Source organism: Pseudomonas sp. UC 17F4 (assembly GCF_900101695.1).
In the GTDB taxonomy this organism is placed as follows: domain Bacteria; phylum Pseudomonadota; class Gammaproteobacteria; order Pseudomonadales; family Pseudomonadaceae; genus Aquipseudomonas.
Window position 1 is genome coordinate 5,365,912 of record NZ_FNKV01000001.1, and the last position, 23,490, is coordinate 5,389,401.

The following is a 23,490-nucleotide window of genomic DNA, read 5'->3' on the forward strand; positions in this document are numbered from 1 at the left end:
CCATGACCGACATTCTTCAGCTCAACTCAGGTTATATCTCGCCCGTCGGCGACTATGGCCGGCACAATACCCAGGCACTGGGCGGCGTCAGCCACCTGTGGCAGGATTTTTTTGCCCGCGCCCTGGCTGAGCAGCAAGGCCAAGAGGACGCGGCCAAGGCCGTGGCCACCGAGCAGTTCGACAAAGTCACCGGCGAGCCGCTGGGCGGCAGCCAGGTGCTGGCGCAGATCCACAACCAGCGCCTGTGCGATGTGCACGACACCGAACTGGCCCCGCCAGAGCCGCTGTTCCTGCCGATCGCCGAGCTTGAGCCGGAGCTGCTGGAAAAACTCGCGCCGCCGTTCAGCGCCGCCGAACTCATCGAGCAACAGCGCCAGCTGGATATCAGCAACACCTGGGTACGCCCGGTAGTCATGAGCCAGGGCCACCCGCTGCCCGCACCCGGCCCGGCACCACAGGCCAAACCGTTGTACCTGCCGATCGCCGAGTTCGAGATGGACCTGCTGGACAAGGCGCCGGAGCCCTTCGACGACGCCACCATGGCCGTGCAGCAATCGCAGCTGGACTTCGACAACCGCTGGGCTCGCCCGGTGGTGCTGAACAACGTGCGCATCGCCGCCTGAGCCTTAGCGGCAGATCTGCCAGAAGCCCATGTCCAGGTGAAAGTGATTGCGGTGTGCGGCGTTGTACTCAGGCCCCAGCACCGTGTTGAAACTGTCGCAGGCACTGGCGTGCACATCCCTTAAAAACTTCGCTTTGACGCCCTCCCCCGGCCAGTCCTTGAGCAACTGGATACGCTGCCCGTCCGCCAGGCGAAAGCCGGCGATATCCAGGGCATTGGCCGTGGCGTGCTGGCTCAGGCGGCCATTCTTGCGGTTGTACATGTTGCGACAGGCAAAGCTGCCCAGGTGATCGACCTGCACCACCGGCTGGGCAAAGGCGCGCTGTGCCGCCGGTTGCAGAGCGTGGCGCTCGAACAGCGCATAAGCCACCGCCAAGGGGCAACTGGCGAGAAAGCTGCTGCTCAGGCGCACCGACGAGCCTTCGACGCGCACCACGTTTTCCAGGGGGCACGGCGCATTGGCGGGGCTGTCGGCCTGCTTGCGGTAGCGCAGGCTGGAGGTGGCCAGGGCCTGCTCGCACAGCTGCGGATCATCCTCAAGGCGGCCCAATTTATACGGCGTAAGCAGGTTCGGCGGCTGGCGCACATCCAGCACCGCCCAGGGGTTCCAGGCATCCGGCAGATGCCAGCCCAGGCGCCAGGCAGCGCCCAGTGCAACGAGCAGAATCAGACACAGTACCGCGAGCAATCCTTTGCGCATGGTCGATCAGCGCCTGAACAATGCATTGAGCTGGTCGAACGACAGCGCCTGGTCGGCGTAGTCAAAACAGCCTTGATCATGAATCTGCTGCGCAGCGTTGAAAAACGCCCCATAGGCGGCCCGCGCCAGCGATGAGCCGACGCTAATACGCTTGACCCCCAGCGCTTGAACGTCGGCAAAACTCAAGCGCACACCGCTCAGGCCCATCAGCACATTGACCGGCTTCGGCGCCACCGCCTGGACCACCCGGCGGATCTCCTCGGCCGTACGCAAGCCCGGCGCATACAGCACATCGGCGCCGGCTTCGGCGAAGGCCTGCAGGCGGGCAATGGTGTCGTCCAGGTCCATGCGCCCGTGCAGCAGGTTTTCCGCGCGGGCACAGAGCATGAACGGAAAGTCCAGGCTGCGCGCGGCGGTGACGGCCGCCTCGACCCGCTCCACGGCGTGATAGAAGCTGTAGATTGGCTCTTCGCCATTGCCGCTGGCATCCTCGATCGAGCCGCCCACCAGGCCAATGGCGGCGCCCTGCAGGATCGCCTCGGCGCAACCCTTGGGGTCGTCGCTGAAACCGTTCTCAAGGTCGGCGGCCACCGGCAACGCCGTGGCATCGACAATGGCGCGGGCATTGACCAGGGTTTCATCCAGGCTCATCGCCCCTTCGGCATCTGGCCGCCCCAGGGAGAACGCCAGGCCGGCGCTGGTGGTGGCCAACGCCTCGAAGCCGAGGCTGGCCAGCAGCTTGGCCGAGCCGGCATCCCAGGGGTTGGGAATGACAAAGGCGCCATCGCGCTCATGCAGGGCTTTGAAGGCTTCGGCACGCAGGGTTTGCACATCCATGATCTCGGCTCCCGGGCAGGCGGCAGGACGCGCTCAGAGCAGGCCGAGTTGTTCGGCTTCTGGCGTGCGGTCCAGTTCAGGCAAGGCCGCAAGCCCCGGCAGGCGCTCCATCAGGCCTTGATGAAAACGCCGGGCCAGGGCGGCGGCCAGGCGGTTGTCGGCAGTATGCAGGAAAACATAGGGGCTGCGCCCCTCCTCGATCCAGGCCGCGACCTTGTCCAGCCACGGCAGCAGAAACGGCTCGTTGGCGGCCAGCTCCGGGTGGCCGATGAAGCGGATCTGCGGGTGCTGGGTAAAGGCGGTCGGGCGAGGCGGCACGCGCGGCTTTTTCGACTGGGCGTGGAGCACCTCGGGCGTCTGTGAAGTACAACTGAACAACGCGCGAGGGTCGAGACAGATGCGCTCCACACCACGCTCAAGCAGCAGGCGGTTGAGCAGGCGCTCTTCCTCGCCCTTGCTGAAGAATGCCGCATTGCGCACCTCCACGGCGATGGGTACGCCAGCTTCGTCGATAAAGCTCACTAGCTCGCTCAGGCGCGCCGGGCCGAAGGTTGCCGGCAACTGCAGCCAGTACGGCGCAACCCGTGCGCCAAGGGGCTTGAGCAACTCGATGAAGGACTGGGCGGCGGCCAGTTGAGCGTGCAGGTCACCGCTGTGGCTGATGTCGCCGGGGAACTTGGCGGTGAAGCGAAAGTGCGCCGGCATCAGCTGCGCCCAGCGTTCGATGGTCGCCGGTGCCGGGCGGGCATAAAAGGTGGTGTTGCCTTCTACGGCATTGAAGACCTGGCTATACAGGCCGAGGAAGTCGCTGGTTTTAGCCTCGGCCGGGTACAGGTACTCGCGCCAGGCGTTTTCACTCCAGGACGGACAACCGACAAAATAGGGCAGCGTGGACAGACTCATCCATCAAATGTACAGGTCCAGCCCCAGTACTTCCATCTCCCAGTCAACGAAACCGGCAGTGGTCAGGTAGCTGGCCAGGGCATGGGCGGTGCGCTTGTTGCGCGCCCGCGGGAAGATCATGTCCTGAGGCCGCGCAGGCAGGCCGCCAGTGCGCGCCTGGCCGTGGCTGGCGCTGGCTTGCGCCTGTACTTCGAACTCGCCCGGCAGATCTTCGTCGTCCACGTCATCGGTACGTACCGGCGCTTTGCGCGGGGCTCGCTTGATGGGGTAGGACTGAGAAGAAAAACCGTCTATGCGCATGGCGATTACTCAGGAGCAGTGATGGCAATTTAGCAGCATCGCTGATCCTTCGCTAATGCCCGATTGATAACTGGACCACAGATCGGGCAAAAGGTTTTATTTTGCCTGGGAATAACCGACGAACTGCACTCAGCGCGCTTTCGGCGTGGCCACCTTGTCGCGCAGGTACACAGGTTGCGCGAGGTCGGCGGCAATCGCCTCGCCGCGCTGCCAGGCGAAGGTCGCCAGGCTCAGCAGGTCCTGGGCATGGGGCAGCAGGCTGGCGTCCTGGCCGCAGGCCTTGACCGCCAGGCGCTCGGCATAGCCCCAGCCAGTGCCCGCGCCAAACCAGTCGCCGCTGGCACCCTCGGGCAAGGCCACCTGCTCCGGTGGCAGCACCGCCTCCTTGCCCTGCAGGCGCATTTCGCCGTCAACGTTGCGATAGCAGCCCCAGTAGACCTCGTCCATGCGCGCATCGATTGCCGCCGCCACTTGCTGCACGCCCTGCTCACGCATCGCGCGCTGGGCCAGCACGGCCAGGTTGGACACCGGCAGTACCGGCCGCTCCAGGGCGAAGGCCAGGCCCTGGACCACGCCAATGGCAATGCGCACGCCAGTGAAGGCGCCCGGGCCACGACCGAAGGCGATGGCATCGAGCTGTTGCAGGGTGACGCCGGCATCGGCCAGCAGTTGCTGGATCATCGGCAGCAGCTTCTGCGCGTGCAGGCGCGGGATCACCTCATAGTGGCTGGAAACCTTGCCATCATGCAGCAAGGCAACGGAGCAGGCTTCGGTGGCGGTGTCGAGGGCCAGCAAGGTGGTCATCGGGGGTTCCAGGGGCAAGAAAAAAGAGCAGCATTATAAACAACAACGGCCCGCAAGCGGGCCGTTGTCTGCACTACCGAGCGTCGATCAGCTCAGTGCGGCCAGGACCTTGGCGGTGATCGCGTCAACCGAGCCCACGCCTTCGATATGCGCGTACTTCGGCTTGCCAGCGTTGGCAGCCGACAGCTTCTGGTAGAAGTCTACCAGCGGCTTGGTCTGGTCGTGGTAGACCGACAGGCGATGACGCACGGTTTCTTCGGTGTCGTCTTTGCGCTGCACCAGCGCTTCGCCGGTTTCGTCGTCCTTGCCTTCAACCTTTGGCGGGTTGTAGACAACGTGGTAAACGCGGCCCGAACCTTCGTGCACACGGCGGCCAGCGATACGCTGAACGATTTCTTCGTCTTCGACAGCGATTTCGACCACGGCATCCAGCTCGACGCCAGCAGTCACCAGGGCTTCAGCCTGAGGAATGGTGCGCGGGAAGCCGTCGAACAGGAAGCCGTTGGCGCAGTCAGGCTGGGCAATACGGTCCTTGACCAGGTTGATGATCAGCTCGTCGGAGACCAGCTTGCCAGCGTCCATGATCGCCTTGGCTTCCAGGCCCAGCGGGGTGCCGGCCTTGACCGCGGCGCGCAGCATGTCGCCAGTGGAAATCTGTGGAATGCCGAACTTTTCGGTGATGAACTTTGCCTGAGTACCTTTACCGGCCCCGGGAGCTCCCAGCAGAATTACGCGCATCTTGTGCTCCTCATTTTTTTGTAAGCAAATCAGTGGGTTTGCCACGCAGGGCCAATCCCGGAATTTGGGTGATGATCGTAATTTCGATCAAAAGGCTGCTCAAGATACACAGCGCCCGCAAGCCACACAAGCGCTCGAAAGTCGGAAAAACCCACGCACTGTGGCCACTTGCAGCACAGGTTGCGCCGAGCGCAACCTGTTGCTTTACAAGCATTCTGCCCTTCCTGGGCAAACCCTCGGCAAAGCGTTTTGCCAACTCAGCCGGTATTGCGCAAACCTGCCGCGATGCCGGCCACGGTGACCAGCAAGGCCTGCTCCAACGGGCTGTCCAGAGCGGCTTCACGCCCACGCGAGCGCGCCAGCAGCTCAGCCTGCAATAGATGCAGCGGGTCCAGATAGGTGTTGCGCAAGCGGATGAATTCCAGGGTTTCGGGGCTGTGCGCCAGTAGCACCGGCTGCCCGGTCAGCCCCAACACCACCTCGCACGCCTGCGACAATAGGTCGCGCAAATGTGCACCCAAAGGTCGCAGTTCTGGTTGCACCAGACGTTCGTCGTAGGAGCGGGCGATATCGGCATCGGCCTTGGCCAGAACCATCTCCAGCATGTCGATACGTGTGCGGAAAAACGGCCACTGCTCGCGCATCTCGGCCAGCAACGGCCCCTGGCCGCGAGCCAGGGCGTTGTTCAATGCCGCTTCCCAGCCGAGCCAGGCCGGCAGCATCAGGCGGGTCTGGGTCCAGCCGAAAATCCACGGGATCGCCCGCAGGCTTTCGATGCCACCGGCGCGGCGCTTGGCCGGGCGGCTGCCCAGCGGCAGGCGGCCGAGTTCCTGTTCGGGGGTGGACTGGCGGAAGTACTCGACGAACTCGGGGTTGTCGCGCACCACGCCGCGATAGGCCTTGACGCCGTCGGCAGCTAACTGGTCCATCAGCGCGCGCCAGGCCGGTTGTGGCGGCGGCGGTGGCAGCAGGGTCGCTTCGAGCACCGCCGCCAGGTAGAGGTTCAGGTTCTGCTCGGCGATGTCCGGCAAGCCGAATTTGAAGCGGATCATCTCGCCCTGCTCGGTAGTGCGGAAGCGCCCGGCCACCGAACCCGGCGGCTGCGACAGGATCGCCGCGTGGGCCGGGCCGCCGCCACGCCCGACGGTACCGCCACGGCCGTGGAACAACAGCAGTTCGACCTGCTGCTCGCGGCAGATGCGCACCAGGGTTTCCTGGGCGCGGTACTGGGCCCAGGCCGCGGCCGTGGTGCCGGCATCCTTGGCCGAATCGGAATAGCCGATCATCACCTCCTGCGGGCCGTGCAGGCCGGCGCGATACCCCGGCAAGCCCAGCAGGCGCTCCATCACCGGCCCGGCGTTGTCCAGGTCAGCGAGGGTTTCAAACAACGGCACCACGCGCATCGGCCGCAGCACGCCGGCCTCTTTAAGCAGCAACTGCACCGCCAGCACATCGGAAGCGGCGCCGGCCATGGAGATCACATAGGAGCCCAGCGAAGCTGCCGGTGCAGCGGCAATCTCGCGGCAGGTGGCGAGCACTTCGGCGGTGTCGGCCTGGGGCCTGAAGTAGCTGGGCAGCAGTGGCCGCCGGCTGTTGAGTTCCTGCTGCAGGAAGGCCACACGCGCGTCTTCATCCCACTCGGCGTAGCGGCCAAGGCCCAGGTATTCGGTGATTTCACTCAGCGCCGAGGTGTGCCGGGCGGCGTCCTGGCGCACGTCCAGACGCACCAGAAACAGGCCGAAGGTCACCGCCCGACGCAGGCAGTCGAGCAGTGGGCCATCGGCAATCACGCCCATGCCGCAAGCATGCAGTGATTCGAAGCACAGCTGCAGCGGCTCGAACAGTTCACGGTTGTCCTGCAGCACTTCAGCGGCCGGCGCTTGCGCCGTGGTCAGCGCGGCATGGGCCCAGGCGCGGGTGACCCGCAGGCGCTCACGCAATTGCTTGAGCACGGCGCGATAAGGCTCGGCCGACTCGCCCACCTTGGCCCTCAGCGCTTCGCTGGCCTGCTGCATCGACAGCTCTGCGGCCAGGGCATCGATATCGCGTAAAAACAGGTCAGCGGCCATCCAGCGCGCCAGCAACAGCACTTCACGGGTCACCGGCGCAGTGACATTGGGGTTGCCGTCACGGTCGCCGCCCATCCACGAGGCAAAGCGGATCGGCGCCGCCTCCAGCGGCAGGCGCAGGCCGGTGGCCTGGTGCAGGGCCTTGTCGACCTTGCGCAAGTGGTGTGGCACCGCTTGCCATAGCGAATGCTCGATCACCGCAAAGCCCCATTTGGCTTCGTCTACCGGGGTTGGCCGGGTGCGGCGGATTTCTTCGGTGTGCCAGGCTTCGGCGATCAGCCGTTGCAGGCGTTCGCGGATCTGCTCGCGTTCGGCGGGGGTCAGGTCGCGGTGATCCTGGGCAGCCAGTTGCGCGGCAATCGCGTCGTACTTCTGGATCAAGGTGCGCCGCGCCACCTCGGTCGGGTGGGCGGTAAGCACCAGCTCGATGCTGAGCTTGCCCAGTTGCCGGGCCAGGGCATCGTCGCTGTGGCCGGCGGCCTTGAGCCGCGCCAGCAGTTCGGGCAGCACCCGCGCTTCGAAAGGTTCGGCCTGGCCGGCGTCGCGGCGGCGGATCAGCTGATACTGCTCGGCGATGTTGGCCAGGTTGAGAAACTGGTTGAAGGCCCGCGCCACCGGCAACAGCTGGTCTTCGGCGAGGTCATTGAGGGTCGAGCTCAGTTGCTCGGCGCTACCGCTGCGGTCGGCCTTGGCACTGCGGCGTATGTCCTCGATGGTCTGCAAAAACGCTTCGCCGTGCTGCTCGCGCACGGTATCGCCCAACAACTCGCCCAACAAATGAACATCTTCACGCAAGCGCACATCGATATCAGTCATCAGCCATGTCTCCGGCATTCGGGAAAACCGCTCTGGGTCCAGAGTGCCCCAGTAGCGCCCGGGCTTCAAGGCAGGGCCACGGCTGGGCTACATGGCTGAGCTACAGGGTTGAGCTACTGGGTGAACTACGCTCAACACAGGCATACAGGAGACCATCATGAAAATCCGTGATCTTGCCCAGCATTGGGAACAGCACGCCAAAGGCTCGCTGAGCCCCACCGGCCATGTCCTGCACCTGGACATGGAAGCGGCGGCGCGCCTGGCGGCCCTGGCCGAGATGTACCCCAAGCGCCAACCCGAAGAACTGCTCGGCGAACTGCTCGGGGCTGCGCTTGAAGAGCTGGAAGCGAGCTTTCCGTATGTTCAGGGCGCGCAGGTGATTGCCACCGACGAAGAGGGTGACCCGCTGTACCAGGACATCGGTCCGACCCCGCGGTTTCTTGCCCTTTCACGCCGCTACCTGCACGAGATGAGCAACCCCAAAGAGGCCGGCAAGCCTTGATCCACCCCGCCTCCTGATCCGCGCTGCGAGCGCCCGCGCAGGCGCTCGCGTACCGCCGGCACGCCTGAAAGTTCAACGAAAAACCCACTGACCGATCAGTCAGAAAAAACCGCGAACAAGCGGCACTTTTTTCTGAACTATTCAAAAAACGCTTCGGTCACAGCCAATAGCCATCACGGCAAAACCCTTTCAGAACCGGGTCAGAGCAGTCCCGTAGCTGACGGGTCGCGCCGATGGACTGTTACGGAATTCGTTGTTCATCAGGAGTGATCCAATGGAGTTGACCACCATGAAGACCCGCACCGCAAACACCCCGTCCACTCACCTGCGCGGGCTCAAGCTGGCCGCGCTGGCACTGGGCAGCAGCCTGGTCCTGGCCGGCTGTGCCGGCAACCCACCTACCGAGCAGTACGCTGTCACGCAATCGGCGGTCAATTCCGCTGTCAGCGCCGGCGGTACCGAGTTTGCCGCCGTCGAGATGAAGGCTGCGCAGGACAAGCTCAAACAGGCGGAAATCGCCATGCACGACAAGAAGTACGACGACGCCAAGCGCCTGGCCGAGCAGGCCGAGTGGGACGCCCGCGTCGCCGAGCGCAAGGCCCAGGCCGCCAAGGCCGAGAAAGCCGTACAGGATGCCCGCCAGGGCGTTCAGGACCTGCGTGAGGAAGGCATGCGCAGCGTCGAATGACGCCCGCCCACCGACCCGTGCATTCGTAATCGATCAAAGGATGAACCATTATGCGTAAACACGTGATGATCCCCGCCCTTCTGGCCCTGAGCGTTGGCCTGGCCGCCTGCTCGACGCAGCCGAACGCCAACCTGGAATCGGCCCGGACCAACTTCTCGGCCCTGCAGAGCAACCCGCAGGCCGCCAAGGTCGCGGCCCTTGAAACCAAGGACGCCCAGGACTGGCTGAACAAGGCCGACAAAGCCTACATGGACAAGGAAGACTCGAAAAAAGTCGACCAGCTTGCCTACCTGACCAACCAGCGGGTTGAAGTGGCCAAGCAGACCATTGCCCTGCGCACTGCCGAAGGCAACCTGAAAAACGCTGCCGCCCAGCGTGCCCAGGCGCGCCTGGATGCCCGCGATGCGCAGATCAAGAAGCTGCAGGACAGCCTCAACGCCAAGCAGACCGACCGCGGCACCCTGGTGACCTTCGGCGACGTGCTGTTCGACTTCGACAAGGCCACGCTCAAGAGCAGCGCCTACCCGAACATCACCAAGCTGGCGCAGTTCCTCCAGGAGAACCCTGACCGCAAGGTGATCGTCGAGGGCTACACCGACAGCAAGGGCAGCGCCAACTACAACCAGTCGCTGTCCGAGCGCCGCGCCGCGGCCGTGCGCATGGCGCTGGTACGTGCCGGTGTAGATCCGGCGCGCATCGTCGCCCAGGGCTACGGCAAGGAGTATCCGGTGGCCGACAACACCAGCAACTCGGGTCGCGCGCAGAACCGTCGGGTGGAAGTGACCATTTCCAACGACAACCAGCCGGTGGCGCCGCGTTCGGTCAGCCAGCTGAACTGAAGCTAGCTGTGCAGTAAAAAAATCCCGCCGAGTCTGGCGGGATTTTTGTTTGGCTTGCGGGCCTTCATCGCGGGTCAAGTCGGATCGCCGCACCGCCGCTCCCGCAATTACTCTTTCACTTCTTGCGGGGTTTCCTGACCCAGGCAACGCACCGCCTGCTTCTTGTTGTTGACCAGCACACCCGTCAGGCCTTTTTGCGCGGTATCGAACAACACCAGCACGCCATCGACGCACTGCGCCACCTGGCTGGCCGGCTGCAGGGAGATCTTGTAGTCCTCGCCAGGGATGGTCTTGAGCATGGTGAAGTCGGACAGCAGCAAGGCATCCTCGGGCTTGGCGAAATGCAGGTAACCGTAGTACCACAGGGCCGCGACGGTACCGATGATGCTGCAGACTCCGGTAATGATCAGCGGGATGGCGTTGCGTTCTTCACTCATTGCGACTTCTCGTCAGGGTAGTTGGGGACTTCGGCCAGGCGCCGCAGCCCGTTGAAATGCTTCGGGTCGTCCAGAAAGCGCAACATGACCTGGCGCCAGGTCTTGTCGGCAAAGGTCTGCACATGCCCGCCACGGGTCAGCTGCAACACCCTCGGGGGCGGCGCAGCCTGATACAACTGCAGGCCGTTGACCAGCGGCACGATGGGGTCGTCGATGCTGTGGAAGAACAGCTTGGGCGGGGTCTTGATCTGCGCGATCGAATGGATCGCACTGTCGCCATCGGGCACCAGCCACGACAAAGGCACCTGCAGCGGCCAGGTCAACCACGAATTGCTCAGGGCAAAGCGCCCGACCTGACGGTAGCTGGCCGGTACGCCATCGAAGACCATGGCCTTGAAGCGCTCGGCCTGGCGCGGATGCTCGGCCAGGTAATGGATAGCCATTGAGCCGCCCAGGCTCTGGCCCAGCAGGATCTGCGGTTTGCCCTGCACCTCGGGGGCCCGGTCCAGCCAGGCCAGCGCCGCGGCGATGTCCTGGTAGACCTCCGGCAGCCCGGGCTTGCCCTCCGACAGGCCGTAGCCGCGGTAGTCGAGCAACAGCACCTGATAACCCTGCTCCGGCAACCACCAGCTGCCGCCCAGATGCCAGGCCAGGTTGCCGCCATTGCCATGCAGGTGCAGCACCGTGCCCTTGACCTCGACACCGGCCTTGGCCGGCAGCCACCAGCCATGCAGGCGGGTGCCGTCAGCGGCGGTCAGGGTCACGTCGCGGTACGCGAGTTTGGCTTTCTCGGGGGTGAACGGCTGGCCAGGCTCGGGATAGAACAACAGCGAACTGCAGCCGCCCAGACTCAGCAGCACCAGCAGCAGGCTCAGATGCCTGCGCCATGCTTCAGAGAATGTTCGAGTAATCGGCTTCAATCCGGTCCAGGCTCAGGTGGTTGAGGAAGTTGGAGAAACACATCCAGGCCGACAGCGCGTTGAGGTCGCGAAACTGCTCAGGCAGGTACTTGGGCGGTTCCACCAGGCCTTCATCGACCAGTTGGCGCAAGGTGCGCATGTCTTCAAGGGTGGTCTTGCCGCAGAACAACAAGGGGATCTGTTCGAGCTTGCCCTTGCGCACGGCCAACTGAATATAGTTGTAAACCATGATAAAGCCCTTGAGATAGGACAAGTCCTTGGTAAACGGCAAACCATTGGGCACCGAGCCGCGGAACACCCGGCTGGCGTTGCCGTAGCTTTCGGCCATCTCGAAACCCTGGGCGCGGAAAAACTCATACACCTGCATGAAGTCGGCGCCCTCCTCGACCATATGGATTGCGCGGGTGCGGTTGGTCAGCTTGCGCAGACGGCTGGGGTAGGAGGCGAAGGCGATCACTTCCATGAGGATCGCCAGGCCTTCCTGGGTCACGGTCGACGAGGGCGGGCCCTTGGCCAGGAAGGTGCAGATCGGCTGGTTGAGACCGTTGAGGGTGGTGCCGACGTGCACCAGGCCTTCGTGAACCTCCAGCGCGCGCACATCGCGGCTGTTGAACATGGCGTCGGCGCGGATCTTGATGTAGTCGGCGCCAGCGGCGGCGTCGGCGACGATACCGTCGGACTCGAACACGCGGATGGTGTCTTCGGCCTCGTTGAACACCTTGTTCAGGCGGCCCTGGAGCATCTCCACAGCCTGCTTGGCGGTGAGGTTCTTCGGCTCGTCCTTGAGGTCGCCACGGCCGTCGATGTTGTTCAGGTAGTCCGAGAGCATCAGGCCGAGGTCGGCCAGGGTCGGGTCACCGGCATGGAAGGCATCGGAGGCGGCGCCGTACAGTTCCTGGGAGATCAGGCCGAAATCCTCGGTGCCGCGCGCTTCGAGCATGCGCACCACCATGCGGTATTCCTTGCACATGCGCCGCATGATCTGCCCGACCGGGTTGAACTGGCCAAGCTGGCGGGTGATGTCGCGCTCGATGTTCTGGAACTCGAGCTTGACTGCCGCCGAGTCGAACGACAGCGGCCGGCCCTGGTAGTAGGCGCGGTCTACCGCTGGCAGCTCCTTGCCCTTGGCCTTGAGGAAACCCTGGCGGATATTGTCGTCCCACTTCACCGCATCAAGCACGCGAATGGGCGTTTGCGCCAGGACAATGCGATCAGACAGGGCACGTATCGTCTGCTGGTACTCGTCCACCCTACACTCCTTGAATTGCGCTGATTACTTGCCTGCCCGCTTGAAGCGCGCCACTTCGATGAACAGGTCGGAGTTGGCCGGGTCGTCCAGGTAAGCCAGGACGCGCTCGGCCGGGCTGTCGATTAGAACCCCTTCGCCGTTTTCTTCGGGCACCTCGATGCTGCGGCCGCTGAGTTCTTTCTTCTGCACAGCCTGGTTGACCTGCTCGACATCAAGGTTGTAGACCACCAGTTCCTTGTTATCGAGCACTTCAAAACCGCCAATCAGGAAGTTGCCGCCCAGACGCTTGGGCACGCCGGCCGAGAGGTACCAGCGGTTGCCGTGCTGGGACACGGTGAAGGCGTACTCGTCGCGCTTCTTGTTCTTGCCGATGGCCACTGCCTTGTAGGCGTTGCCACCGCTGCGGCTGATCTGCAGGGTCAGCGGCTCGCCCCAGGCGTCCTTGCTGGTCCAGGTGCCGAGCAGAGCCTTGGGTGCAGGTTTGTTGCCCGGAATCGGCTCGTTGAAGGTGACCAGACAACCGCCAAGCAGCAAGAACGACAATGCCAACAGCAGGGTTCTGGCTTTCATCAACCTCTCCTTGAAATAGGTTCGCGCCTTACACCGACGCCAAGACCAGATGCAGGTACCGGGTAAGAATAGCGAGCATCGGCGCTTCAGCCTGGGCTTGTTCAGCGTCGAGCAGGCCCTGATATTCCATCTGCTCGATAATCGCCGTCAACACCAGGGCATCCTGTTGTGGCTGACGTGAGCCTACCACCTGCAGCATCTGCACGGCGCCGCGCAGCAGAATCTGCTCGTGCAGCTTGACCAGCTCGGCCAGGCGCGGGCACAGCAGCGCCTCCTGGCGAAAGGCCTGCTCGGCCATCAGAAAGTCGCGGCGGTTATGCAATTGGCGCTGCACATAGTCGGTGGTCATCTTCGCTACTTCATCGGCCAGGCGCGCCCGCCACTGCGGGCTGCCATCGCCCTGGGAGAGCAACTGGCGCAGCACCACCTCGGTGTTCTCCCAGAGCTTGGCCATGTAGGCCGCGCTGCGTTCGACATACTGGGCGAAGGTGTCGGTGAGCAGGTCTTCGATGTCCTTGAAGTAATAGGTGGTCGCCGACAGCGGCACGCCGGCCTCGGCTGCCACCGCGCGGTGGCGCACGCCGCGCACGCCGTCACGCACGACGATGCGCATGGCCGCGTCGAGGATCTGCTGGCGGCGCTGCTCGCTGCCTTCGCGGCTGGCCTTGCGGCCCTGGTACTGCACGCTTTCGGCCACCGCTGTAGCCACGCAGGCGGCGCCTTGTTGAGTCATTGCAGGAGTCACTGCTGGTCTACCCCAAACGTTGGATCCGATCGATGAATTTCTTCCAGGCATGAAAAAGCCGCCCCGGAAGGCGGCTTGTTCAGTTCGCTCAGGCCTGTGGGCGCATGTGCGGGAACAGGATGACGTCGCGAATCGATGGCGAGTTGGTCAGCAGCATCACCAGACGGTCGATGCCGATGCCTTCACCGGCGGTTGGCGGCATGCCGTATTCCAAGGCACGGACGAAGTCGGCATCGTAGTGCATGGCTTCGTCGTCACCGGCGTCTTTCTCGGCCACCTGGGCCATGAAACGCTCGGCCTGGTCTTCGGCATCGTTGAGCTCGGAGTAGGCGTTGGCGATTTCACGGCCACCGATGAACAGCTCGAAGCGGTCGGTGACGTTCGGGTTGTCGTCGTTGCGACGGGCCAGCGGCGAGACTTCGAACGGGTACTGGGTGATGAAGTGCGGCTGCTCGAGCTTGTGCTCGACCAGCTCTTCGAAAATCATCACCTGCAGCTTGCCCAGGCCTTCGAAGCCGAGCACCTTGGCGCCGGCTTTCTTGGCGATCTCACGGGCCTTGTCGATGTCCTGCAGGTCGGCGGCGCTGATCTCGGGGTTGTACTTGAGGATCGAGTCGAACACCGACAGGCGCACGAACGGCTCGCCGAAGTGGAACACCTTGTCGCCATACGGCACGTCGGTGCTGCCCAGAACCAGCTGGGCCAGTTCGCGGAACAGCTCCTCGGTGAGGTCCATGTTGTCTTCGTAGTCGGCGTGGGCCTGGTAGAACTCGAGCATGGTGAACTCGGGGTTGTGCCGGGTCGAAACGCCTTCGTTACGGAAGTTGCGGTTGATCTCGAAGACCTTCTCGAAACCACCGACCACCAGGCGCTTGAGGTACAGCTCCGGGGCGATGCGCAGGAACATCTGCATGTCCAGGGCATTGTGGTGGGTTTCGAACGGCTTGGCTGCGGCGCCACCAGGAATGGTCTGCAGCATTGGCGTCTCGACTTCGAGGAAGTCGCGGGCCATCAGGAAGTTGCGGATGTGGGCGATGACCTGCGAGCGAACGCGGAAGGTGTGGCGGGTTTCATCGTTGACCATCAGGTCGACGTAGCGCTGGCGGTAGCGCTGCTCGGTGTCGGTCAGGCCGTGGTGCTTGTCCGGCAGCGGGCGCAGCGACTTGGTCAGCAGTCGCACGCTGGTCATTTCGACGTACAGGTCGCCCTTGCCGGAGCGCGCCAGGGTACCTTCGGCGGCGATGATGTCGCCCAGGTCCCAGGTCTTGACCGCGGCCAGGGTTTCTTCCGGCAGGGTCTTGCGGTTGACGTAGACCTGGATGCGCCCGGTCATGTCCTGGATCACCATGAACGAGCCACGGTTGAGCATGATGCGCCCGGCAACCTTGACCGGAATCGCTGCAGCTTCCAGCTCTTCCTTGGTCTTGTCGACATACTGTTTCTGCAGGTCGTTGCAGTAGCTGTCACGGCGGAAGTCGTTGGGGAAGGCGTTACCCTTGGCGCGCTCGGCAGCAAGTTTTTCCTTGCGCAGCGCGATCAGGTTGTTTTCATCCTGTTGCAGGTCTTGCGATTCGGTCTTCAGGTCGCTCATGTCGTCATTCTTTCCATCAGGTATTCGTTGCCCTTTTCGGGCAGGGCACGCGATGCCGGCGGGCGGCCGGGCATCGCGGCGGTGGTGTGCGGCTTACAGCCCCTGCTTGAGGCTCGCTTCCAGGTACTGGTCGAGGTCGCCGTCCAGCACCTTCTGGCAGTCGCTGCGCTCGACGCCGGTACGCAGGTCCTTGATACGCGAGTCATCCAGCACGTACGAACGGATCTGGTGGCCCCAGCCGATGTCCGACTTGCTGTCTTCCAATGCCTGCGAGGCGGCGTTGCGCTTCTGCATTTCCAGCTCGTACAACTTGGCCCGCAGCATTTTCATGGCGGTGTCCTTGTTGGCGTGCTGGGAGCGTTCGTTCTGGCAGGCCACCACGGTGTTGGTCGGCACGTGGGTGATACGTACTGCCGAGTCGGTGGTGTTTACGTGCTGGCCACCGGCGCCCGAGGAGCGGTAGGTGTCGACGCGCAGGTCGGACGGGTTGATGTCGATTTCGACCTTGTCGTCGATCTCGGGCGACACGAACACCGCCGAGAACGAGGTGTGGCGACGGGCGCCGGAGTCGAACGGGCTCTTGCGCACCAGGCGGTGCACGCCGATCTCGGTACGCAGCCAGCCGAAGGCGTACTCGCCCTTGATGTGCACGGTGGCACCCTTGATGCCGGCGACTTCACCCTCGGAAAGCTCGATGATGGTGGCGTCGAAACCGCGCTTGTCGGCCCAGCGCAGGTACATGCGCAGGAGGATGTTGGCCCAGTCCTGCGCTTCGGTACCACCGGAGCCGGCCTGGATGTCCAGGTAGGCGTTGTTCATGTCCATCTCGCCGCTGAACATGCGACGGAACTCAAGCTGTGCCAGGCTTTCTTCCAGACCTTGCAGCTCGGTCACGACGTCGCTTGCGGCGCCTTCGTCATTTTCCTCGACGGCCATGTCGAGCAGGTCCTGGCAGTCGGCCAGGCCACCGGACATCTTGTCCAGGGTCTCGACGACCTGCGCCAGCATGGCACGTTCGCGGCCCAGGGCCTGAGCGTACTCGGGCTTGTTCCAGACGTTCGGGTCTTCGAGCTCGCGGTTGACTTCGATCAGGCGGTCATGCTTTTGATCGTAGTCAAAGATACCCCCGAATGGACTCGGAGCGCTCGGTGAGGTCCTTGATGGTGTTCAGGATCGGTTGAATTTCCATGGGCGGGCAGCTCTCGTGCGTATTCTGTAGAAAAGCCGGAGAGTATAGCGGAGTTACAGCTTCAAGCGGCAAGCTACAAGCGACAAGAGGCCGGAGAAAAACCCGGCGCCAGGTTTTTTCTTGCCGCTTGAAGCTTGCCGCTTGTAGCTACCGTCAATCCACCCCGACCTGGTTACGGCCGTTGTTCTTGGCCAGGTACAGGCCTTTGTCCGCTGCCGAAATCAGTTGCCGGCAATGGCTGCCGATGCCCGGGGTAAGGGTCGCCAGGCCGATACTCACGGTGAGCACCGAGTCGGCATTGGGCATGGTATGGGCGATGTTCATCGCCGCCACGGTCTGGCGCAGTTTTTCCGCCACCAGGCGGGCGCCACCCGGCGAGGTGTTGGGCAGCACCAGGGCGAATTCCTCGCCACCGTAACGGGCCGGCAGGTCGCTGGGGCGGGCGCAGGAGGCGCGAATGGCTTCGGCGACCTTGCGCAGCGCTTCGTCACCGGCCAAGTGGCCGAAGGTGTCGTTGAACGACTTGAAATAGTCGACATCGATCATCAGCAACGACAGCTGCGCCTGTTCGCGCATGGCCCGGCGCCATTCCAGCTCCAGGTACTCGTCGAAGTGGCGACGGTTGGAAAGCCCCGTGAGGCCGTCGGAGTTCATCAGCCGCTGCAGCACCAGGTTGGTGTCGAGCAACTGCTGCTGGCTGACGCGCAGGGCGCGGTAGGCCTCGTCGCGCTGCAGCAGGGTCAGGTAGGAGCGCGAGTGGTAGCGGATACGCGCCACCAGCTCGATGTTGTCCGGCAGCTTCACCAGGTAGTCGTTGGCCCCGGCGGCAAAGGCGGCGCTCTTGACCAGCGGGTCCTCCTTGGTCGACAGGACGATGATCGGGATGTCCTGGGTGGCCGGGTTGTTGCGGTATTCGCGCACCAGGGTCAGGCCGTCGAGGCCGGGCATGATCAGGTCCTGGAGAATCACCGTGGGCTTGATGCGCACAGCCTGGGCCACCGCCTGGTGCGGGTCGGCGCAGAAGTGGAAATCGATGTTCTCTTCGTGAGCCAGGCCACGCCGCACCGCTTCGCCGATCATTGCCTGATCGTCGACCAAGAGGACCATTGCCGAATTTTCATTCATGGTCGGAAAACCGTCGAGCGGTAAATCATTCATGCGCTGTCACCTGGTCACTGCCGGCCAGCCGGCGTGGCTCAATACATATCGTCATTTTGGAAAAATTTCCATCAATCGCGCGGCGATTCGCTCCAGAGGGCGAATTTCGACGGCGGCGTCTATCGCGGCGGCTGCCTTGGGCATGCCGTACACCGCGCTGCTCTGCTGATCCTGGGCGATGGTCAGAAAGCCCTGTTGGCGCATCAGCTTCAGGCCCTGGGCGCCATCGCGCCCCATGCCGGTGAGCAGTACGCCGACCGCGTCGCCGCGCCAGTAGCGGGCCACGCTTTCAAAAAATACGTCGATCGAGGGCCGGTAGATTTCGTTTACCGGCTCAGCGGTATAGGCCAGGTTGCCGTTCTTGAGCAGGCGAATGTGGTGGTTGGTGCCGGCCAGCAGCACCTGCCCCGGTTGCGGCGGCTCGCCTTCGCTGGCCAGGCGCACCGCCAGGCCCGAGGCGCTGCTGAGCCATTCGGCCATGCCGGCGGCGAACACCTGGTCAACGTGCTGGACCAGCACGATGGCCGCCGGAAAACTGCGCGGCAAGCCCTTGAGCAGCACTTCCAGGGCCGCCGGACCGCCCGCCGAAGAGCCAATGGCAACCAGGCCCTGGCGCTGCGCGGCTTCTCGCACCGGCGCGGCCATGGCCCGGGTCGGGGTGCTGCGCTGCTGGCCGATCAGCCAGCCGATATTGAGGATCTTGCGCAGCAGCGGCGCTGCCGCCTCACGCGGATCGCCGGCGCCAAGGGCCGGAGTATCGACTACGTCGAGGGCGCCATGGCCCATGGCCTCGAACACCCGGTGGACGTTCTGCTGGCGGTCGACGGTGACGATCACGATGGCGCACGGCGTCTCGGCCATGATCCGCCGGGTGGCCTCGACGCCATCCATGACCGGCATGATCAAATCCATGAGGATCAGGTCCGGTAACTGCTCGGCACACAGCTTGACCGCATCGGCGCCATTGCTGGCGACCCAGATCACCTGATGGGCCGGTTCGAATGCCAACGCCCGGCGCAAGGCCTCCACGGCCATGGGCATGTCGTTGACGATGGCGATTTTCATCCCTGCGCTCCCCCGATCAGCTCGACGACGGCGTCGAGCAAGGCATCATCGTGAAAACTGGCCTTTGCCAAATAGTAGTCGGCCCCGGCGTCCAGTCCACGGCGACGATCTTCTTCGCGGTCTTTGTACGACACCACCATCACCGGCAGCGATTGCAGGCGGCTGTCGCGCCGCAGCAGCGTGACCAGTTCGATACCGTCCATGCGCGGCATGTCGATGTCGGTGATCAGCAGGTCGAAGTCTTCGCTGCGCAAGGCGTTCCAGCCGTCCATGCCGTCGACCGCAACGGCCACTTCATAGCCCTTGTTGCTCAGCAGCTTGCGCTGCAGTTCGCGCACGGTCAGCGAGTCGTCGACCACCAGCACGCGCTTGCGCGCCGCCTCGCGCACGCTGCGCTGGCCGCGCTCGATACGCTCCAGGCGGCCGGTGCTGAGGAGTTTTTCCACCGAACGCAGCAGGTCTTCGACATCGATGATCAGCACCACCGCGCCGTCGTCGAGCAAAGCCCCGGCGGAAATATCCTGGACCTTGCCCAGGCGCGCGTCCAGCGGCATCACCACCAGCACCCGTTCGCCGATCAGGCGCTCGACTGCCACGCCGTAGAGCATGTCGCGCTCGCGAATCACCACCACCTTGATGCTCTGCCCTTCGCCCTGGCTTGGCGGACGGTTGAGCAACTGGCTGGCCGCGACCAGGCCGATATGCCGGCCCTCATGCCAGAAATGCTGGCGGCCCTCGATCTGCACGATGGCCTCGGCCGGCAGCTCCAGGGTGCGTTCGATATGTGCCAGCGGGAAGGCATAGGCTTCGGCGCCAACCTCGACCACCAGGCTGCGCACCACCGACAGGGTCAGCGGCACTTCGAGGTGAAAGCAACTGCCCTGGCCGCTGGTCTGGGTCAGCTCGATCGAGCCGCGCAACTGGCGAACCATGTGCTGCACGGCGTCCAGGCCGACACCGCGCCCGGACACCTCGGTAACCCGGTCACGCAGGCTGAAACCGGGCAAAAACAGGAAGGTCAGCAGCTCGGCCTCGCTCATCTGCGCCACGGTTTCGGCCGGTGACAACTGGCGCTCGACGATGCTCTGGCGCAAGTGTGCCAAGTCGACGCCGCCGCCATCGTCGCTGATCTCAAGCACCAGCAGGCCGGCCTGGTGCGAGGCACGCAGGCGGATCTGCCCTTCCAGGGGCTTGCCGCCCACCAGGCGCCGCTCGGGCGATTCGATACCGTGATCGACGGCATTGCGCAGCAGGTGGGTCAAGGGCGCTTCGAGCTTTTCCAGTACGTCGCGGTCGACCTGAGTTTTCTCGCCGTCGATGTCCAGGCGCACCTGCTTGCCCAGCGAACGACCAAGGTCACGGACCATGCGGCTTTGCCCGGTCAGCACATCGGCAAACGGACGCATGCGACAGGCCAGTGCGGTGTCGTAAAGCAGCTGCGCGCGCTGGCTGGCCTGCCAGCCGAACTCATCGAGATCAGAGGCTTGCTGCAACAGAATTTGCTGGGTCTCACCGAGCAGACGCTGGGCCTGGGCCAAAGCGTCCTGGACTTCGGCGCTCTGGCCGCTGCTTTCCAGTTGCTGCTTGAGGCCGTCGAGGGCACGGATGCTTTGCCCGTGCATGCGCTTGAGGCGCTGCAGGGTGGCCAGGTAAGGCTTGAGCCGCTGGGTTTCGACCAGCGATTTGCTCGACAGGTCGAGCAGGCTGTTCAGGCGCTCGGCCGTGACCCGCAAGACCCGCTCACCGCCCTCGGTCGTGCGTTTGCCGCTGCGCACCGGCGCGGCTTCAACCTCGGGCTCGGGGTCAACGCTTGGCAGCTCGACCGCCAGTGGTTCGGGTTCGGGCTCGGGTTCCGGCAATGGCGGCGCTGCGATCGCAGGCGCTGCTGGTGCACCAGGGTCGAGCAACGCGGCCATCTGCACCAGAAAGGTCTGCACCGCGGCATCGATACTGGCATCGCCCGGCGTGGCGATGCGCATCAGCAGGTCGGTGCCCTGCAACAGCGCATCGATATGCTCCGGGCGCAGCAGCAAGCGGCCTTCCTGGGCGCCGACCAGGCAGTCTTCCATGACATGGGCGACGCTGACCCCGGCATCGACGCCGACAATCCGCGCCGCGCCCTTGAGCGAATGGGCTGCGCGCATGCACGCTTCAAGCTGGTCGGCCTGGGTCGGGTTGCGCTCCAGCGCCAGCAACCCGGCACTGAGCACCTGGGTCTGGGCTTCGGCCTCCAGGCTGAACAGCTCGAGCAACGAGGCGTCGCGCATTTGCTCTGGGGTCATGACAGGCTCCGGTTCACGGCAGACAGCACTTGGTCTTCATCCAGCACGCGAACACTGCGTCCGCGCCATTGCAGCACCGCTGCGGTAAAACGCGTTTCGCCCTGCTCGGCCCCCAGACGGACGGGGTCCAGAGCATGGATGCCGTCCACTTCATCGACCTGGACCACCACCGAGCCGCCGGCAGCGGCGATGATCAGCATGCGCGGCATGATCCGCGCCGAGGTTGGCGCCGAACCCTGGGTTTCAAGGCCGAGCAGGTCGCCCAGCGACAGGCAGGGCACCAGCGCGCCACGTACATTGGCCACGCCATGCAGCACCCGCGAGCGCTGGTGTGGCAGGGAATGCACCTGCTGCAGCGGCGCAACCTCGACCAGGCAGCGGGTGGCCAGCGCCAGCCACTCCTCGCCCAGGCGAAACAGCAGCAATGAGCGGCCACTGCTGGCTTGCTCAGGCGCCTCGCTCTGCTCGTGGGCTTCCTGAGACAACGAATAGCGGTCCAGCAGGCGCGTCGCTGCAGCGGCATAGACGTCGCAGTTGCGGCAGTGAATATGTTCATCAAGCAGCGGGCAGCTCTTGTCGCCGTGTACGCCGATACGGTTCCAGCAATCGTCGATGCTGGCGGCGTCACTGGCGACCAGTTGCACGTCGTTGTCACCCATCATTGCTCAGACTCCCGGTCAGCGCGCCGTGCGGCCCGTTCCTGCAGGCGCCGGGCGCCTGCGACATCACCTTGCGAAGCCAGCAGCGCGGCCAGGTGCACCAGTGCCTCCGGATGCTGGGGGTCAAGGTACAGCGCCTTGCGGTAATGGCTCAGGGCTTCGCCGCTGTCGCCGGCGGTATCACTGAGCAAGCCCAGCCAGTAGAACACCTGGGCAGTGGGCGGATACTGCTGCAAGTAGCGGGTACACGCGGCCTGGGCCTCGGTGCTGCTGCCGGCATTGGCCAGTTGGGCGATCTGCGCCAGCAATTGGCTGGCCGCATCCTGCGCGGCGGGCTTCGCCGGCGGCGGCGCAATCGGCTTGAGCTTGCGGACTGTCAGCGGCGCCGACGCCGGGCGCGGCACGCTGGCCGCCGTCACCGGCACTGTCAACGGCAAAGGGATCGCCAACGGCTTGCTCGGCGGCGCCGGCTGCATTTCAGCCTGGCGTACGTAGGCAAAGGATTGGGCAATGCCCACCGGGCGCATGCCCATGCGCGCCAGCAGGCTGCCTTCGGCCGGGCCGATGAACAGCACACCTTGCTCATGGATCAGGCTTTTGAGCACCTCGAACACCCGCTGCTGGGTGGGGACGTCGAAGTAGATCAGCAGGTTGCGGCAGAACACGAAATCGTAACTGCCCTCCCGGGCCTTGAGCGCCGGATCCAGGACATTGCCGACCTGCAGCTTGACCTGCTGGCGAACCCGCTCGTCGAGGCGCTGGCCTTCGTCGCTGTCGCTGAAGTGCCGCTCGCGAAAGTCTAGGTGCGAGCCACGGAACGAGTTGCGCCCGTACAGCGCCTGTTCGGCGCGATCAATCGAATTAGGGCTGATGTCCATAGCGTCGACGCGAAAGCTGTGCCCGGCAAAGCCGCCGTCGAGCAGGGCCATGGCAATCGAATACGGCTCTTCGCCGGTCGAGCACGGCAGGCTGAGGATGCGCAGCGGGCGCATGCCACCGAGCTCGGCCAGGCGCTTGCGCGCCAGGGTCACCAGGGCGTTGAACGACTCCGGATAACGGAAGAACCAGGTTTCCGGGACGATCACCGCCTCGATCAGCGCCTGCTGCTCCTGGCTCGACTGCTGCAGGCGCAGCCAGTAGTCATCCAGGTCGCGGGCTTCGAGGGTGGCGCAGCGCTGACGCAAGGCGCGCTCGACCATCGCTGCGCCGACCGAGGCGACATCCAGGCCGATCCGATCCTGCAAAAAGCGAAAGAAGCGCTGTTCGCCACTCATGCCAGGCCCTCGTCGCTCGCCGCCAGCTCAGGCGGGAACAACAGCTGGCGCACCTCGGCGCTGAGCAGGTCCTGTACACCGATGCACTGCAGCAAACCGTGGGCATCCTCGCGCACCGGCCCCAGGTAAGGCGCCTGCTGGTTGTCCAGGCCATAGGGCTGGAACTCGGCGGGGTCGCAACGCAGGGTATCGGTGGCCTGTTCGAGGATCAGCCCCAGCCGCAAGTGCGGGCGCAACGGGTCGGCACGGTAGTGCACCAGGACCAGGCGCGTGCTGGTGCGCACCGGCGCCGGCAAACCGAAGCTCAAGGCGCCGACGTCGATCACCGGTACCAGCGCGCCACGATGCGCCAGCACCCCGGCCACCCAGGCCGGGGTCTGGGCAATGGGCTTGAGCGGCAGGCGCGGCAGCACTTCGGCGACCTCATGGGCGTCCAGGGCAAAGCGCTGGTCGCCGATGCGAAACACCAGGTACAGGGTGCCGTGGGAGGCCGCATCCTGGTTGCGGCGAGGCTGAAGGTCGTTCATCGGCAG

General features: G+C 64.3%; 25 protein-coding genes. 4 read left to right on the forward strand and 21 right to left on the reverse strand.

Annotation, left to right across the window (positions count from 1 at the left end; all coding sequences use genetic code 11):
- The first annotated feature begins 2 nt into the window (after positions 1 to 2).
- Complete coding sequence (locus tag BLR26_RS24490; protein ID WP_093386710.1) at positions 3 to 623, forward strand: energy transducer TonB; 621 nt, start codon at positions 3 to 5, stop codon at positions 621 to 623.
- 3 nt (positions 624 to 626) lie between these two features.
- On the opposite strand, the gene BLR26_RS24495 is transcribed toward BLR26_RS24490, so the two are convergent.
- The 8 genes from BLR26_RS24495 to ppc form a co-directional block, all read right to left on the reverse strand.
- Positions 627 to 1,322, reverse strand: a complete 696-nt coding sequence (locus BLR26_RS24495) for an extensin-like domain-containing protein (protein ID WP_093386713.1) — start codon at positions 1,320 to 1,322, stop codon at positions 627 to 629.
- Positions 1,323 to 1,328: 6 nt separating this feature from the next.
- The gene (locus tag BLR26_RS24500) at positions 1,329 to 2,159 is read right to left on the reverse strand and encodes an isocitrate lyase/PEP mutase family protein (protein WP_093386716.1); all 831 of its coding nucleotides are present in this window, start codon (positions 2,157 to 2,159) and stop codon (positions 1,329 to 1,331) included.
- A 33-nt stretch (positions 2,160 to 2,192) separates the two neighbouring features.
- The gene (locus BLR26_RS24505) at positions 2,193 to 3,062 is read right to left on the reverse strand and encodes a DUF72 domain-containing protein (RefSeq protein WP_045193655.1); all 870 of its coding nucleotides are present in this window, start codon (positions 3,060 to 3,062) and stop codon (positions 2,193 to 2,195) included.
- A 3-nt stretch (positions 3,063 to 3,065) separates the two neighbouring features.
- Positions 3,066 to 3,362, reverse strand: coding sequence for a hypothetical protein (locus BLR26_RS24510; RefSeq protein ID WP_045193656.1), 297 nt, complete (start codon positions 3,360 to 3,362; stop codon positions 3,066 to 3,068).
- Between the two features lie 129 nt (positions 3,363 to 3,491).
- The gene (tsaB, locus tag BLR26_RS24515) at positions 3,492 to 4,166 is read right to left on the reverse strand and encodes a tRNA (adenosine(37)-N6)-threonylcarbamoyltransferase complex dimerization subunit type 1 TsaB (protein ID WP_045193657.1); all 675 of its coding nucleotides are present in this window, start codon (positions 4,164 to 4,166) and stop codon (positions 3,492 to 3,494) included.
- Between the two features lie 87 nt (positions 4,167 to 4,253).
- Positions 4,254 to 4,904, reverse strand: a complete 651-nt coding sequence (gene adk / locus BLR26_RS24520) for an adenylate kinase (protein WP_045193658.1) — start codon at positions 4,902 to 4,904, stop codon at positions 4,254 to 4,256.
- Positions 4,905 to 4,914: 10 nt separating this feature from the next.
- Positions 4,915 to 5,118, reverse strand: coding sequence for a hypothetical protein (locus tag BLR26_RS24525; protein ID WP_093386719.1), 204 nt, complete (start codon positions 5,116 to 5,118; stop codon positions 4,915 to 4,917).
- Positions 5,119 to 5,161: 43 nt separating this feature from the next.
- Positions 5,162 to 7,789 carry a phosphoenolpyruvate carboxylase gene (gene ppc, locus BLR26_RS24530; protein ID WP_093386722.1) on the reverse strand — a complete coding sequence of 876 codons (2,628 nt, stop codon included), beginning with the start codon at positions 7,787 to 7,789 and terminating at the stop codon, positions 5,162 to 5,164.
- 157 nt (positions 7,790 to 7,946) lie between these two features.
- On the opposite strand from ppc, the gene BLR26_RS24535 reads away from it, so the two are divergent.
- The 3 genes from BLR26_RS24535 (at position 7,947) to BLR26_RS24545 (ending at position 9,818) form a co-directional block, all read left to right on the forward strand.
- Positions 7,947 to 8,291: a pilin assembly protein gene (locus BLR26_RS24535; protein WP_093386725.1), complete on the forward strand. Its 345-nt coding sequence runs from the start codon at positions 7,947 to 7,949 to the stop codon at positions 8,289 to 8,291.
- A 274-nt stretch (positions 8,292 to 8,565) separates the two neighbouring features.
- Entirely contained in the window at positions 8,566 to 8,979 is a 414-nt protein-coding gene (locus BLR26_RS24540) for a DUF4398 domain-containing protein (RefSeq protein WP_045193662.1), read from the forward strand.
- A gap of 50 nt (positions 8,980 to 9,029) precedes the next feature.
- On the forward strand, positions 9,030 to 9,818 hold the full coding sequence (locus BLR26_RS24545; RefSeq protein ID WP_045193663.1) for a lipotoxin F family OmpA-related lipoprotein LptF: 789 nt from the start codon (positions 9,030 to 9,032) through the stop codon (positions 9,816 to 9,818).
- Positions 9,819 to 9,925: 107 nt separating this feature from the next.
- Here BLR26_RS24545 and BLR26_RS24550 read toward each other — a convergent pair whose 3' ends face one another.
- The 13 genes from BLR26_RS24550 to BLR26_RS24605 form a co-directional block, all read right to left on the reverse strand.
- Positions 9,926 to 10,255, reverse strand: coding sequence for a PA3694 family proteiin (locus BLR26_RS24550; RefSeq protein WP_093386728.1), 330 nt, complete (start codon positions 10,253 to 10,255; stop codon positions 9,926 to 9,928).
- Complete coding sequence (locus BLR26_RS24555; protein ID WP_093386731.1) at positions 10,252 to 11,175, reverse strand: alpha/beta hydrolase; 924 nt, start codon at positions 11,173 to 11,175, stop codon at positions 10,252 to 10,254. The genes BLR26_RS24550 and BLR26_RS24555 overlap by 4 nt, the downstream gene beginning before the upstream one ends.
- The gene (locus tag BLR26_RS24560) at positions 11,147 to 12,424 is read right to left on the reverse strand and encodes a flavohemoglobin expression-modulating QEGLA motif protein (RefSeq protein ID WP_045193667.1); all 1,278 of its coding nucleotides are present in this window, start codon (positions 12,422 to 12,424) and stop codon (positions 11,147 to 11,149) included. Before BLR26_RS24560 ends, BLR26_RS24555 begins: the two co-directional genes overlap by 29 nt.
- Before the next feature lie 24 nt (positions 12,425 to 12,448).
- A complete protein-coding gene (locus BLR26_RS24565) occupies positions 12,449 to 12,994 on the reverse strand; it encodes a hypothetical protein (protein WP_045193668.1) in 546 nt (181 codons plus the stop codon).
- Positions 12,995 to 13,022: 28 nt separating this feature from the next.
- A complete protein-coding gene (locus tag BLR26_RS24570) occupies positions 13,023 to 13,727 on the reverse strand; it encodes a TetR/AcrR family transcriptional regulator (RefSeq protein ID WP_093386736.1) in 705 nt (234 codons plus the stop codon).
- Between the two features lie 100 nt (positions 13,728 to 13,827).
- Positions 13,828 to 15,330: a lysine--tRNA ligase gene (gene lysS, locus BLR26_RS24575; protein WP_093386740.1), complete on the reverse strand. Its 1,503-nt coding sequence runs from the start codon at positions 15,328 to 15,330 to the stop codon at positions 13,828 to 13,830.
- A 93-nt stretch (positions 15,331 to 15,423) separates the two neighbouring features.
- A protein-coding gene (gene prfB / locus BLR26_RS27250) for a peptide chain release factor 2 (protein WP_143013309.1) occupies positions 15,424 to 16,519 on the reverse strand; the annotation gives its coding sequence in 2 pieces (ribosomal slippage) (positions 15,424 to 16,446 and positions 16,448 to 16,519; 1,095 coding nt in all).
- A gap of 153 nt (positions 16,520 to 16,672) precedes the next feature.
- Entirely contained in the window at positions 16,673 to 17,677 is a 1,005-nt protein-coding gene (locus BLR26_RS24580; protein ID WP_045193671.1) for a response regulator, read from the reverse strand.
- A gap of 51 nt (positions 17,678 to 17,728) precedes the next feature.
- Positions 17,729 to 18,742, reverse strand: coding sequence for a chemotaxis response regulator protein-glutamate methylesterase (locus BLR26_RS24585; RefSeq protein WP_045193672.1), 1,014 nt, complete (start codon positions 18,740 to 18,742; stop codon positions 17,729 to 17,731).
- Positions 18,739 to 21,024 (reverse strand): hybrid sensor histidine kinase/response regulator, encoded by a 2,286-nt coding sequence (locus tag BLR26_RS24590; protein ID WP_093386745.1) that lies wholly within the window; start codon positions 21,022 to 21,024, stop codon positions 18,739 to 18,741. The genes BLR26_RS24585 and BLR26_RS24590 overlap by 4 nt, the downstream gene beginning before the upstream one ends.
- Positions 21,021 to 21,686 carry a chemotaxis protein CheW gene (locus BLR26_RS24595; protein ID WP_045193675.1) on the reverse strand — a complete coding sequence of 222 codons (666 nt, stop codon included), beginning with the start codon at positions 21,684 to 21,686 and terminating at the stop codon, positions 21,021 to 21,023. The genes BLR26_RS24590 and BLR26_RS24595 overlap by 4 nt, the downstream gene beginning before the upstream one ends.
- Positions 21,683 to 22,957: a CheR family methyltransferase gene (locus BLR26_RS24600; protein WP_093386751.1), complete on the reverse strand. Its 1,275-nt coding sequence runs from the start codon at positions 22,955 to 22,957 to the stop codon at positions 21,683 to 21,685. The genes BLR26_RS24595 and BLR26_RS24600 overlap by 4 nt, the downstream gene beginning before the upstream one ends.
- Entirely contained in the window at positions 22,954 to 23,484 is a 531-nt protein-coding gene (locus BLR26_RS24605) for a chemotaxis protein CheW (RefSeq protein ID WP_045193678.1), read from the reverse strand. The genes BLR26_RS24600 and BLR26_RS24605 overlap by 4 nt, the downstream gene beginning before the upstream one ends.
- Between the last annotated feature and the right edge of the window lie 6 nt (positions 23,485 to 23,490).

Coding starts and splice junctions, on each gene's coding strand:
- BLR26_RS24490 (WP_093386710.1), top strand. CDS start 3: ATGACCGACATTCTTCAGCTCAACTCAGGTTATATCTCGCCCGTCGGC.
- BLR26_RS24495 (WP_093386713.1), bottom strand. CDS start 1,322: ATGCGCAAAGGATTGCTCGCGGTACTGTGTCTGATTCTGCTCGTTGCA.
- BLR26_RS24500 (WP_093386716.1), bottom strand. CDS start 2,159: ATGGATGTGCAAACCCTGCGTGCCGAAGCCTTCAAAGCCCTGCATGAG.
- BLR26_RS24505 (WP_045193655.1), bottom strand. CDS start 3,062: ATGAGTCTGTCCACGCTGCCCTATTTTGTCGGTTGTCCGTCCTGGAGT.
- BLR26_RS24510 (WP_045193656.1), bottom strand. CDS start 3,362: ATGCGCATAGACGGTTTTTCTTCTCAGTCCTACCCCATCAAGCGAGCC.
- tsaB (WP_045193657.1), bottom strand. CDS start 4,166: ATGACCACCTTGCTGGCCCTCGACACCGCCACCGAAGCCTGCTCCGTT.
- adk (WP_045193658.1), bottom strand. CDS start 4,904: ATGCGCGTAATTCTGCTGGGAGCTCCCGGGGCCGGTAAAGGTACTCAG.
- BLR26_RS24525 (WP_093386719.1), bottom strand. CDS start 5,118: ATGCTTGTAAAGCAACAGGTTGCGCTCGGCGCAACCTGTGCTGCAAGT.
- ppc (WP_093386722.1), bottom strand. CDS start 7,789: ATGACTGATATCGATGTGCGCTTGCGTGAAGATGTTCATTTGTTGGGC.
- BLR26_RS24535 (WP_093386725.1), top strand. CDS start 7,947: ATGAAAATCCGTGATCTTGCCCAGCATTGGGAACAGCACGCCAAAGGC.
- BLR26_RS24540 (WP_045193662.1), top strand. CDS start 8,566: ATGGAGTTGACCACCATGAAGACCCGCACCGCAAACACCCCGTCCACT.
- BLR26_RS24545 (WP_045193663.1), top strand. CDS start 9,030: ATGCGTAAACACGTGATGATCCCCGCCCTTCTGGCCCTGAGCGTTGGC.
- BLR26_RS24550 (WP_093386728.1), bottom strand. CDS start 10,255: ATGAGTGAAGAACGCAACGCCATCCCGCTGATCATTACCGGAGTCTGC.
- BLR26_RS24565 (WP_045193668.1), bottom strand. CDS start 12,994: ATGAAAGCCAGAACCCTGCTGTTGGCATTGTCGTTCTTGCTGCTTGGC.
- BLR26_RS24570 (WP_093386736.1), bottom strand. CDS start 13,727: ATGACTCAACAAGGCGCCGCCTGCGTGGCTACAGCGGTGGCCGAAAGC.
- lysS (WP_093386740.1), bottom strand. CDS start 15,330: ATGAGCGACCTGAAGACCGAATCGCAAGACCTGCAACAGGATGAAAAC.
- BLR26_RS24580 (WP_045193671.1), bottom strand. CDS start 17,677: ATGAATGATTTACCGCTCGACGGTTTTCCGACCATGAATGAAAATTCG.
- BLR26_RS24585 (WP_045193672.1), bottom strand. CDS start 18,742: ATGAAAATCGCCATCGTCAACGACATGCCCATGGCCGTGGAGGCCTTG.
- BLR26_RS24590 (WP_093386745.1), bottom strand. CDS start 21,024: ATGACCCCAGAGCAAATGCGCGACGCCTCGTTGCTCGAGCTGTTCAGC.
- BLR26_RS24595 (WP_045193675.1), bottom strand. CDS start 21,686: ATGATGGGTGACAACGACGTGCAACTGGTCGCCAGTGACGCCGCCAGC.
- BLR26_RS24600 (WP_093386751.1), bottom strand. CDS start 22,957: ATGAGTGGCGAACAGCGCTTCTTTCGCTTTTTGCAGGATCGGATCGGC.
- BLR26_RS24605 (WP_045193678.1), bottom strand. CDS start 23,484: ATGAACGACCTTCAGCCTCGCCGCAACCAGGATGCGGCCTCCCACGGC.